The sequence below is a fragment of the Mycobacterium sp. IS-2888 genome, assembly GCF_001954215.1.
GTDB lineage: Bacteria > Actinomycetota > Actinomycetes > Mycobacteriales > Mycobacteriaceae > Mycobacterium.
The window spans coordinates 1-10,267 of sequence record NZ_MBET01000105.1; the positions used below are offsets into that span (position 1 = coordinate 1).

At 69.0% G+C, this 10,267-nt stretch carries 11 protein-coding genes and 1 pseudogene; 5 read left to right on the top strand and 7 right to left on the bottom strand.

Annotated elements, in window-relative coordinates; all coding sequences use genetic code 11:
- The coding region (locus A5745_RS21785) for a histidinol dehydrogenase (RefSeq protein ID WP_175879865.1) at positions 1-682 on the bottom strand (682 nt) is incomplete at its 3' end.
- A 77-nt stretch (positions 683-759) separates the two neighbouring features.
- On the opposite strand from A5745_RS21785, the gene A5745_RS21790 reads away from it, so the two are divergent.
- The gene (locus tag A5745_RS21790; RefSeq protein ID WP_076118839.1) at positions 760-1,182 is read left to right on the top strand and encodes a nitroreductase family deazaflavin-dependent oxidoreductase; all 423 of its coding nucleotides are present in this window, start codon (positions 760-762) and stop codon (positions 1,180-1,182) included.
- A 134-nt stretch (positions 1,183-1,316) separates the two neighbouring features.
- Here the strand turns inward: A5745_RS21790 and A5745_RS21795 are convergent, their stop codons facing one another.
- Complete coding sequence (locus A5745_RS21795; RefSeq protein WP_076118831.1) at positions 1,317-2,345, bottom strand: zinc-binding dehydrogenase; 1,029 nt, start codon at positions 2,343-2,345, stop codon at positions 1,317-1,319.
- Between the two features lie 40 nt (positions 2,346-2,385).
- Between A5745_RS21795 and A5745_RS21800 the strand changes: the two genes are divergently transcribed.
- Positions 2,386-2,952, top strand: coding sequence for a TetR/AcrR family transcriptional regulator (locus tag A5745_RS21800; protein ID WP_076061896.1), 567 nt, complete (start codon positions 2,386-2,388; stop codon positions 2,950-2,952).
- Here the strand turns inward: A5745_RS21800 and A5745_RS21805 are convergent.
- Positions 2,938-3,354: an SRPBCC family protein gene (locus A5745_RS21805; RefSeq protein ID WP_076061898.1), complete on the bottom strand. Its 417-nt coding sequence runs from the start codon at positions 3,352-3,354 to the stop codon at positions 2,938-2,940. The two genes, A5745_RS21800 and A5745_RS21805, sit on opposite strands and share 15 nt — an antisense overlap.
- 91 nt (positions 3,355-3,445) lie before the next feature.
- Here A5745_RS21805 and A5745_RS21810 point away from each other — a divergent pair, with 91 nt between their 5' ends.
- Positions 3,446-4,291 carry an AraC family transcriptional regulator gene (locus tag A5745_RS21810; RefSeq protein ID WP_076118841.1) on the top strand — a complete coding sequence of 282 codons (846 nt, stop codon included), beginning with the start codon at positions 3,446-3,448 and terminating at the stop codon, positions 4,289-4,291.
- A 68-nt stretch (positions 4,292-4,359) separates the two neighbouring features.
- On the opposite strand, the gene nadC is transcribed toward A5745_RS21810, so the two are convergent.
- The 3 genes from nadC to nadA are packed head-to-tail and all read right to left on the bottom strand — an operon-like array spanning position 4,360 to position 7,831.
- Positions 4,360-5,217 (bottom strand): carboxylating nicotinate-nucleotide diphosphorylase, encoded by an 858-nt coding sequence (gene nadC, locus A5745_RS21815; RefSeq protein ID WP_076118844.1) that lies wholly within the window; start codon positions 5,215-5,217, stop codon positions 4,360-4,362.
- Positions 5,217-6,782 (bottom strand): L-aspartate oxidase, encoded by a 1,566-nt coding sequence (locus tag A5745_RS21820; RefSeq protein ID WP_175879866.1) that lies wholly within the window; start codon positions 6,780-6,782, stop codon positions 5,217-5,219. Before A5745_RS21820 ends, nadC begins: the two co-directional genes overlap by 1 nt.
- Positions 6,782-7,831, bottom strand: coding sequence for a quinolinate synthase NadA (nadA, locus tag A5745_RS21825; protein WP_076118835.1), 1,050 nt, complete (start codon positions 7,829-7,831; stop codon positions 6,782-6,784). The genes A5745_RS21820 and nadA overlap by 1 nt, the downstream gene beginning before the upstream one ends.
- 49 nt (positions 7,832-7,880) lie before the next feature.
- Here nadA and A5745_RS21830 point away from each other — a divergent pair, with 49 nt between their 5' ends.
- Both A5745_RS21830 and A5745_RS21835 read left to right on the top strand, forming a co-directional pair.
- Positions 7,881-8,600 (top strand): NUDIX domain-containing protein, encoded by a 720-nt coding sequence (locus A5745_RS21830; protein WP_076118837.1) that lies wholly within the window; start codon positions 7,881-7,883, stop codon positions 8,598-8,600.
- Positions 8,601-8,724: 124 nt separating this feature from the next.
- Positions 8,725-9,912, top strand: a pseudogene (locus A5745_RS21835) (lipase family protein); the annotation flags it as partial.
- A 120-nt stretch (positions 9,913-10,032) separates the two neighbouring features.
- On the opposite strand, the gene A5745_RS21840 reads toward A5745_RS21835, so the two are convergent.
- Positions 10,033-10,267, bottom strand: a 235-nt coding sequence (locus A5745_RS21840; RefSeq protein ID WP_217695300.1) for a lipase family protein, incomplete at its 5' end; no start/stop codon positions are given.

Sequence of the window (10,267 nt, forward strand, 5' to 3'; positions counted from 1 at the left end):
CGTAGATGTTGCCCGGCCCGGTGATCATGTCGACCGGCGCCAGCTCGGCGCCGTCGGTGTCGGTGCCGCCGTAGGCCAGCAGGGCCACCGCCTGCGCGCCGCCGACGGCCCACACCTCGTCGACCCCCAGCAGGTGCGCCGCGGCCAGGATCGTCGGGTGCGGCAGGCCTTCGAACCTGCCCTGCGAGCGGGCCTGCGGCGGGCTGGCCACCACCAGCGAGTCGACACCGGCGGCCTGAGCGGGCACCACGTTCATCACCACGCTGGACGGGTACACGGCGTTGCCACCCGGTACATACAGACCCACCCGCTCGACGGGGACCCACCGCTCGGTGACCGTGGCGCCTGGGCCGAGCGTGGTGGTGACGTCGGTGCGGCGCTGGTCGGCGTGCACGGCGCGGGTCCGCTCGATCATTACCCGCAGCGCGTCGCGGACGGCGGCGTCGAGTCCGTCCACCGCTGCCCGCAGCGCGGCGTCGGGCACGCGCACGGCCGCGGGCCGTACGCCGTCGAACTTCGCCCCGAATTCCAGGGCCGCCTCGGCCCCGCGCTCGGCGACGGCCTGCACGATCGGCCGCACCTGGGCCAGCACCGTGTCCACGTCGGCGCCGCCGCGCGGCAGCGCGGCCCTTAGGTGGGCGGCCGTCAACTTCGCGCCCCGCAGGTCAATGCGGGCCAGCACGGGTTGGGGCGTGGCAGTCACAGGGTCCATTGTCCCAGAGCAGCTCAAGTGGATATCCGACCGGTAGTGTGGCCGACATGTCCGCGAAGGATCACCCCAACAATGCCCCCGGCGTCCCGATGGTGTTCCCGCCGTGGTTCGAACGCTTCCAGATCAAGTACTTCAACCCGGCGGTCAAGCCGATCGCGCGCTTTCTGCCCGGGACCGCGACCATCAAGCACCGCGGCCGCACGTCCGGCAAACAGTACGAGACCGTGATCACGCCCTACCGCAAGGGAAACGTGCTGGCGATCGCGCTGGCGCACGGCAAGACGAACTGGGTCAAGAATGTGCTCGCCGCCGGGGAGGCGGATGTCCAGTTCAGCCGCAACCGGGTGGTGCACCTCACCAATACGCGGATCGTGCCGGCCGGCTCGGAGGGCCCCGAGGTCGAGGGCCTGCCGCGGATGGCGCGCATGCAGCTGCGCCGGGTCGGGGTTTTCGTCGGCGACATCGCCTGAGCTGAAAAGCTAGGCTCGCGTCGCCGCCGAACGAGTGTGAACCTACGGCTTTCGGTGTGACCCTAGGGTGGGATTTCCGTGATTTCTCCACCCACGATTCACGCGCAAAGCCGACGATTCACACACAATGCTCGCTACACCCTGGTGAAGATGGTTTTGCCGGTCATGGCCGGCCAGGCCGACGGCGCATCGTCCCACGCCACGACGCGGTCGACGGCCGGCGAGAGGTCGCACCCGCCGGCGAGCAGTTCGATCACCTCAGGGATGACGGTTCGCGCATTGACACGTCCGGTAACGAATTGCACGCCGCGGGTGTACATCGGGAGCAACGGCAGCTCGACGTTGTATTCGGGGTAAATCCCGGTGTCGGTGCACACGCCGTCCGCCCAGGTCGCGCGCAGGGTCGCCGCAAGCAGCGCCGAATCGCCGCTCGTGTGCACGGTGACCGGATACGGGTCCCACGACTTGTCCGGCTTCGCGCGGTCGTGGACCACCGCGCCGAGCTTCTCGGCCGCGGCCAGCCGTTGGTCGTCGGTGTCGACATAGTCGACGTGGGCTCCCAGGGCGGCGCCGAACGCCGCCGCGTACAGCCCGATCGATAGCCGCCCGACGACGAGGACCCGACGGTCGGCCGAATCAAGCCGAGCCAGTTCGGCCGCGTACGGCCCGACAGCCCGCCAGCCGTCGGGGATGTTGTCCGACAGGGACGCGATGGAAATGGGGTCGACGCCGCCGGGAACCGGGATGAGCATCGCATCGGCGTAGGGCACCAGCACCAGGTCCGACATAAAGCCGCCACCATCCAACCCGGCAATCGGGGCCATGCCGTACATCGCCATCAGCGGCATCGAACCGCATGAGCCCGTCACACCGCGGCGGCATTCTCGGCAAGTTCCGCAATTGATCTGAAACGGCACCACCACCCGGTCGCCGACCTGAACACCGCTCACATCGTCACCCACCGCAACGACCTCGGCGACACCCTCATGCCCGACGGCATACGGCGGCTGCAGCGGCAGCCGCCCATGAGCAACCGCGACATCCAGGTCGCAGCAGGCCACCAGGAGCGGCCTGACCATCGCTTGTCCCGGGGCGGTGAGTTCCGGCTCGGGCACCTCGCGCCATGCGTAGCGCCCGGCCTCTTCGAAAGTCAGCTGCTTCATTTCAGCATTCTTGAGTGATTACTCAAGTATTGTCAATAGCGTGCCGAGACCCGACCGCAGCCGCGCCGCATTGATCGGGAACGCCGCCACCCTGTTTCGCCGCCAGGGCTACGCGGCGACCGGCCTCAACCAGATCCTCGAGGAGGCCGGCGTCAAGCCCGGTTCGCTGTATCACCACTTCCCGCAGGGCAAGCAACAGTTGGCGGCGGCGGTCGTCGAGAGCGAGGGGACCAGCATCGAACAATTGCTGCGCCGGTTCCTGGCGACGGGCCGACCGGTGGCCGACATCGTCGATCGGTGGCTCGATCTGCTGGCGGCGGGGCTGGCCGGCGACCACCGCGACGGCTGCCCCATCGAGCCGATCGCCACCGAGTCGGTGAACGCGAGCCCGCTGGTGCGCGAGGCGTCGGCCCGTGCCTTCAGGGGTTGGTGCGCGGCAATCGAGGATCGGTTGCGCTCCGACGGCTGGTCCGCGGCGGACGCGAAACGGGTTGCGCTCGCGGTGATCTCACTGATCGAGGGGGCGCTGATCCTGTCCCGGATCGCCGGTGACGCTGGCGCTCTCGACGCGGCCAAGCCCGCCGCGCGCTCGCTACTCGCCAGATAGCGGGCCGTCTTCGAGAGTGCGCTTGATGGCCTGGGAAGCGTCCTCCATCGCGGCAAGCAGCCGCCCGGCCAGCTCATCGGGCAGAACGTCGCGGGTCCACACGAACCGGCAGCGACCCGGACCGATGGCCACGATTTGCATCGCCGTGTTGTCATGTTCGGGGCACACCGTGTCGCCGATCAGCGAATAGACGATCCGACGCTCACCCTCGTCGCGGGCAATCAGCCGCTCCCGCGCAACGTTTCCCTTGGCGAACGTCACCACCCGGACGTCGCCCTCGACGCTTGACGACGCCACGTAACCGTTGGCCATGCCGACCGGGCCGTCCACCCAGTCGCCGACCACTCGCCACGCTCGGTCGGCGTCGACGTCGATTTCGAATTCGGTACGTATTGATGCCATAGGCCCAGCTTCGCGACGATCGGGCGCGCGGTCTTGGACATTCTTGCGGGGTGCTGTCATACCAGGGCTCTAGCCTGGCGCCGTGCTCTCGATGGCCACCCTGGCCGCCCGGCCGCAGTTCAGTCTGCAGTCGTGGACATGCCATCCCGACTGTTCGGGCTGGTCCGCGGTCGAGCACCCGGTGGACGGGCGGCTGGTGTTGGTCAGGTCCGGCCGGTTTCAACGGCGCGCGGCGGACGGTCCGGTCGATCTCGACCCGACCGTCGGGTACCTCGCCGGGCCCGGAGAGGAAGACCAGTTCGCACATCCGCACGGCGGCGACATGTGTACCTCGGTGCGCTTGAGCGCCACGTCGTGGCGGCAGCTGGTCGGCGACCCCGGTCGCATGCATCGCTCGACCTTTTACGTCGACGCTCGATTGGAACTCGCCCACCGACGGCTCCTGGGCGCCATCGATATCGACTACCGACTTGCCGAGAATCTCCTGGCGCTCACCGTCGCGGCGCTGCGCAGGGTGACCGACCGGCGCACGCCACTGACCGATCGACCGGTTCCTGCGGACTCGCGGCTGGTGCGGCGGGCGCGCGCGGCGATCCACGACGATCATCCGGCGGCACGCGGATTGTTCCCGCTTGCCGAGCTTTTGGGCGCGTCACCCTACCGGTTGAGCCGGGCGTTTCCGCGGGAGCTGGGCGTAACACTGACCGGGTATCGCAACAGGGTCAGGGTCGGCCGGGCGCTCGAGTGGCTGCAGGCGGACACGTCGACGGTGGCCGACATCGCCGCGGGACTCGGGTTCGCCGACCAAGCGCACTTGACTCGCGTGGTGCGTGCACATGTCGGCCATACACCCCAGGCGTTGCGCCGTGCGTTGCGGCGGGTGACGAATGCAGAGCCCAAGTCCACGTCCGCGTCGAGTGTGCGCTGGCGGCTTTGAGTGTGCGCACACGGCGGCGACACGCCGATAAAGGTCGCCCAGAATTCACATTCGACGCAAAGATGGACCTACATGTCCAGGCCGATGTCGAGCACGCGCACCGAGTGGGTCAGCGCACCGACGGCCAGGTAGTCCACGCCGGTCGATGCGTAGGCCGCCGCGTTCTCCAGGCTGAGCCCGCCCGACGATTCCAGCAGCACCGCGGGTGCGCGCGAATTCCGACGCTGGACGGCCGTCTGCGTCTGCCAGACCGGGAAGTTGTCCAGCAGGATCAGCTCGGGCTTTTCGGGCAGCACCGCGTCGAACTGCTCGAGCGAGTCGACCTCGACCTCGCAGGGCATCGCCGGGGCGGCCTCGCGCACCGCGCGCAGCGCGGCGACCACCGATCCGGCGGCGACCACGTGGTTGTCCTTGATCAAGGCGGCGTCGCCCAGCCCCAATCGGTGGTTGACGCCGCCGCCGACCCGCACCGCGTACTTCTGCAGCGCCCGCAGGCCGGGCAGCGTCTTGCGGGTGTCACGGACCTTGGCATTGGTGCCGCTCACCGCGTCGACCCAGGCCGCCGTCGCCGTGGCGATCCCGGACAAGTGGCAGATGAGGTTGAGCATGGTCCGCTCCGCGGTCAACAGACCCTGGGTCTGCGCCCGCACCGTCAACAGCGGCTGGCCCGACCGCACCCGGGCGCCGTCTTCGACGCGGTCCAGCACCTGATAACCGCTGGTGCCTAGTACCTCGTCGAGCACCAACAAGGCGATGTCCAGCCCGGCGATCACGCCCGGCTCACGCGGCACCATCGACGCCGTGGCGACCGCGTCGGCCGGCACGGTTGCCAGGGTGGTGACGTCGGGCCCGTAGCGCAGATCCTCCCTGAGACTCCGGCGAACGGTGTCCAGCGCGGCGTCGCGTTCGCAGTCTGACAGCGTCATCAGCACACGGCCGCCAACGCCTCGGCCTGCACGTCTTGCTCGGCCAGCCGCACCACAATGCTGCGCGCCTGATCCGGCGCGACGTCCGGGAACTCCGCGCGATGGTGGCAGCCGCGGCTTTCGTTGCGCGCCAAGGCCGCGGCGGCAACCGCTTGCGCGGTCAGCGTCAAGGCCACGTCCTCGAAATCGCGACGGCCCGCGATGGTGCGGGCCCCCGCCTTCGCCAACGTGTCCGACAAGCCCTGCAGCCCAACGGCGTCGCGCACCACCGACGCGTCGCGGCTCATCGCTCGCTGCAGTTCCCACCGCGGCACCGCGGTGTGCGTGATCGTCTCGGGCGCGGTCGCGTGCGACGGTCCGGCCGCCACCGCGTGCGTGGCCGCAGCCCGCCCGGCGCGGCCACCTACCACCAGTCCCTCCAGCAAGCTGTTGGACGCCAAGCGGTTTGCGCCGTGCATGCCGGTGCGGGCCACCTCGCCGGCGGCGAAAAGGCCCGGCAGTTCGGTTTGACCGGACACGTCGGCGACGACCCCGCCGCAGCTGTAGTGCGCGCCCGGGACGACGGGGATGGGCTGCCGGACCGGGTCGATCCCGGCCTCCCGGCACGCGGCGGTGACGGTGGGAAACCGCGCCTCGAAGCCGGCGATGCCGCGTGCGTCGAGGAACACGCACGGGTCGCCGGTCTCCCGCAGGCGTGCGTCGATGGCCGCCGCGACGACGTCGCGCGGCGCCAGGTCACCCATCGGGTGAACGCCCGCCGTGACCGAATTGCCTTGGCTGTCAAGCAATACCGCGCCCTCGCCGCGAATCGCCTCGGTGACCAGCGGGCGACGCCCGCCGCCAGCGCCGAAGAGCATCGTCGGGTGGAACTGGATGAACTCCAGGTCGCTGACCGGCACGCCGGCCCACAGCGCCAGCGCGATGCCGTCGCCGGTGGAGCCTTGGGGATTGGTGGTCGCGCCGTAGAGGTGACCGAGCCCGCCGGAGGCCAGGATCACCGAGGGCGCGCTGATGATCCCGTAGCCGTCCACGCCGCCAAGCAGGACCCCTGTGACGGCGGCATCGTTGTGCAGTACCCGCAGGGCCACATGGCCGGCGCGGATGTCCAGCCGGGCCGCGGCGTGGTCGAGCGCCCGCTGCACCTCGGCTCCGGTCGCGTCGCCACCGGCGTGCACGATCCGCCGCCGCGAGTGCCCACCCTCGCGCGTCACGTCCCAGCGGCCGGGCACGGCCGCGTCGAATCGCGCTCCGTCGCCGACCAATTCGGACACCGCGCGGTAGCCGTCGGCGACGATGGAGTACACCGCGTCGGGATCGCACAGGCCCGCTCCGGCCGCCAGGGTGTCGGTGACGTGGGCCTCCACCGAGTCGTCGTTGTCGGGCAGGACCACCGCGATGCCGCCCTGCGCGTAATGGGTCGCGGTCCCCCCCTTCGCCTGGTCGGCCTTGCTCAGCACGACGACGCTGCGGCCGGCGCGATGGGCGGCCAGCGCCGCGGCCAAACCCGCGACGCCGGTTCCAATTACGACGACATCGGCGGCGTGGGTCCAATCGGGGCGGGCGATCATTCGCCGCCGCCCGGATGCCCGATTTCGATCATTCGCTGCACACTGCGCCGTCCGGCCGCCGCGATGTCGGGGTCGACGTGAACTTCGTCGGCGCCCTCGACCAGGCAGCGCAGCAGGGCCGCGGGGGTGATCATCTTCATGTACTTGCACGACGCGCGATCGTTGACCGCGCGGAAATCGACTTCTGGTGCCGCTCGGCGCAACTGATACAACATGCCGACCTCGGTGGCGACCAGCACCGTGCGCGCACGAGTCTGATGCGCGGCGTCGAGCATGCCGCCGGTGGACAAGATCCGCACCCGATCTTCCGGGACGGCACCTTCGCCCGCGAGGTACAAAGCCGAAGTCGCACAACCGCATTCGGGGTGCACGAACAATTCGGCGTCGGGGTGGGCGCGCGCCTGGTCGGTGAGTTCCTCGCCGTTGATCCCGGCATGGACGTGGCATTCACCGGCCCACACATGCAGGTTGGTGCGGCCGGTCACTCGACGGACGTGGGCGCCGAGAAATTGGTCCGGGCAGAACAGCACCTCGCGGTCGGGGTCGATGGACTCGACGACGTCGACGGCGTTGGACGAGGTGCAGCAGATGTCGGTGAGCGCCTTCACGGCCGCCGTGGTGTTGACGTAGGAGACGACGACGGCGCCGGGGTGCTCGTCCTTCCAGGCGCGCAGCTCGTCGGGGGTGATGGAATCGGCCAGCGAGCAGCCGGCCCGCTGATCCGGAATCAGCACGGTCTTCTCGGGGCTCAGGATTTTTGCGGTCTCTGCCATGAAGTGCACGCCGCAGAACACGATGGTGTCCTCGGGGGCGTCGGCGGCGATCCGCGACAAGGCCAGCGAGTCGCCGACGTGGTCGGCGACGTCCTGGATGGCGGGCAGCTGGTAGTTGTGCGCGAGGACGGTGGCGTTCCGCAGGTCTGCCAGCCGGCGAATCTCCGCCGCCCATTGCGCGTCACCGTCCACGCCCGTGTAGCCGCCGGGCGAGTCGGTGATGCCGGCAATCAGGTCGTCCGCGAGCGTGTCCATGCGATTCAAAACCGTCACGGAGATGCCCCTTTCGCGTTCAGGAGGTTTTCGACTTACAATCGAAAACATGGCCCATGGTAGCACCGCACACGAGGTGCTTGCTGTCGTGTTCCAGGTTCGCCAGGTTAAGGCGGGCCCGCGAACAAAAAAACCGCAGCTTAACGTGCTGTTATGGCAACGTGCCCGCGATCCACAAAAGGGCGCGTGGTCGCTGCCGGGAGGGCGGCTGCGCAACGACGAAGACATGACCACCTCGGTCCGGCGCCAGCTGGCCGAGAAGGTCGACCTGCGGGAGGTGGCCCACCTCGAACAGCTCGCGGTGTTCTCCGACCCCGACCGGGTGCCGGGAATCCGGATGATCGCGTCCACCTTCCTGGGCCTGGTGCCCTCCCCCGCCATCCCCGAACTGCCGCCGGACACCCGCTGGCATCCGGTGAACGCGTTGCCGCCGATGGCGTTCGATCACGGCCCGATGGTGACCCACGCGCACGCCAGGCTGGTGGCCAAGATGTCATATACGAATATTGGATTCGCCTTGGCACCAAGGGAATTCGCGCTGTCAACGCTGCGCGACATTTACGGGGCGGCCCTCGGTTACCAGGTCGATGCGACGAATCTGCAGCGCGTGCTGGTCCGCCGCGGGGTCATCACCCAGACCGGCACCATCGCGCAGTCCGGCCGCAGTGGCGGACGTCCGGCAGCGCTGTATCACTTCACCGACTCCCAGCTGCGGGTCACCGACGAATTCGCCGCCCTCAAGCCACCGAGTGACGTGGCGGTAAATTAGGCGGTCGCAGTGGCGCCAGCGACGCGCCGCGGGCCGAGGAGAACTGGCTCACAATGCGGCGGTTCCGCTTTAGTTACCCGGCGTTCATGCGCAAGAATGCCGATTGGCCAAGAAGGGATCCTCAATGGTTGAGCTCGGCAATCTGGCAGGTACGCGTGGCGCCGAGTGGATCGGTCGGCCACAGCACGAGGAACTGCAGCGCAAGGTGCGTCCGTTGCTGCCCTCGGACGACCCGTTCTACCAGCCGCCGGCGGGGTTCGAGCACGCCGAGCCCGGCACTGTGTTTCGCTCGCGCGACGTCGAGCTGGCGTTCTTGGGCCTGATTCCGCAGCCCATCAAAGCCACCCAGCTGCTGTATCGGACGATGGACCTCAACGGCCGGCCCGAGGCGACCGTCACCACGGTGATCGTCCCGGCGGGGCTAGCCGAGGGGCAGACCTGCCCGCTGCTGTCGTATCAATGCGCGATCGACGCCGTGTCGTCCCGCTGTTTCCCGTCGTATGCGCTGCGCAGGAAGGCGAAGGCGCTCGGCTCGCTCGCCCAGCTGGAGCTCTTCCTGATCGCCGCGGCTGTCGCCGAGGGGTGGGCGGTCTCGGTGCCCGACCACGAAGGCCTCGGGGGTACATGGGGCGCGCCGTACGAGCCGGGCTACCGCGTGCTCGACGGGATCCGGGCCGTGCTGAACTCCGAGCGCATCGGATTGGCCCCGTCGGCACCGATCGGGCTGTGGGGCTACTCCGGCGGCGGGCTGGCCAGCGCCTGGGCCGCCGAGATGTATGGCGACTACGCACCCGAGCTGGACATCGTCGGCGCGGTACTGGGCTCCCCCGTCGGCGACCTGGGCAACACCTTCCGCCGTCTCAACGGCAAATTCTTCGCCGGACTGCCCGCACTGGTAGTGGCCGCGCTGGCGCACGTCTACCCCGACCTGGACCGGGTGATCAAGGAGCACACGAACGAAGAGGGCCGCGCCCTGCTGGACTCGCTGGAGACGATGACCACCGCCGAGGCGGTCATCCGGATGGCCGGCAAGAACATGGGCGACTACCTCGACGAGCCGCTCGAGGACATTTTGTCCACGCCGGAGATCTCGCACGTCTTCCAGACCATCAAGCTGGGCGCGGTGGTGCCGACCCCGCCGGTGTTGATCGTGCAGGCCGTGCACGACTACCTGATCGACGTCAACGACATCGACCAACTGGCCGACGCGTATTCGGCCGGCGGCGCCGACGTCAGCTACCACCGCGACGCGTTCAACGAGCACATGCTGCTGCACCCGTTGTCCGCCCCGATGACGCTGCGCTGGTGTACGCGGTACTCGCCGCCGGGAACGCCCGCGACGATTTGGGGAACGTCCCCGCCGCCGATCAGCCGTCGGGCGCGCTGCCGATGGAGCCGGAGGCCTCGGTCTCCTAGCGGGCCCCCAACGGGCTCACAGCGGTCGGTGGCGAATCTTTCGGCCGGTGACGACCTTGGCTCCGATCATGAGCAGTCGCACCATTCCCGCGTAGGTCATCGGGTTGAACGCCGTCGGCCACACGGTTCGGATGAGGTGGTCGCTCAGCGGTCGGCGGGCGAACCGGTCGGTGAGCCAGCGCAGCGTCATCGGGGCGGACAACGGGTGCAGCAGCATGTGCTCGTTGAACGCGTCGCGGTGGTAGCTGACG

Bases quoted from the DNA above. Each gene is read 5' to 3' on its own strand.
- A5745_RS21795 (WP_076118831.1), bottom strand. From the start codon at position 2,345: ATGAAGCAGCTGACTTTCGAAGAGGCCGGGCGCTACGCATGGCGCGAG.
- nadC (WP_076118844.1), bottom strand. From the start codon at position 5,217: ATGACGCTGTCAGACTGCGAACGCGACGCCGCGCTGGACACCGTTCGC.
- A5745_RS21805 (WP_076061898.1), bottom strand. From the start codon at position 3,354: ATGGCATCAATACGTACCGAATTCGAAATCGACGTCGACGCCGACCGA.
- A5745_RS21810 (WP_076118841.1), top strand. From the start codon at position 3,446: ATGGCCACCCTGGCCGCCCGGCCGCAGTTCAGTCTGCAGTCGTGGACA.
- A5745_RS21790 (WP_076118839.1), top strand. From the start codon at position 760: ATGTCCGCGAAGGATCACCCCAACAATGCCCCCGGCGTCCCGATGGTG.
- A5745_RS21830 (WP_076118837.1), top strand. From the start codon at position 7,881: ATGGCCCATGGTAGCACCGCACACGAGGTGCTTGCTGTCGTGTTCCAG.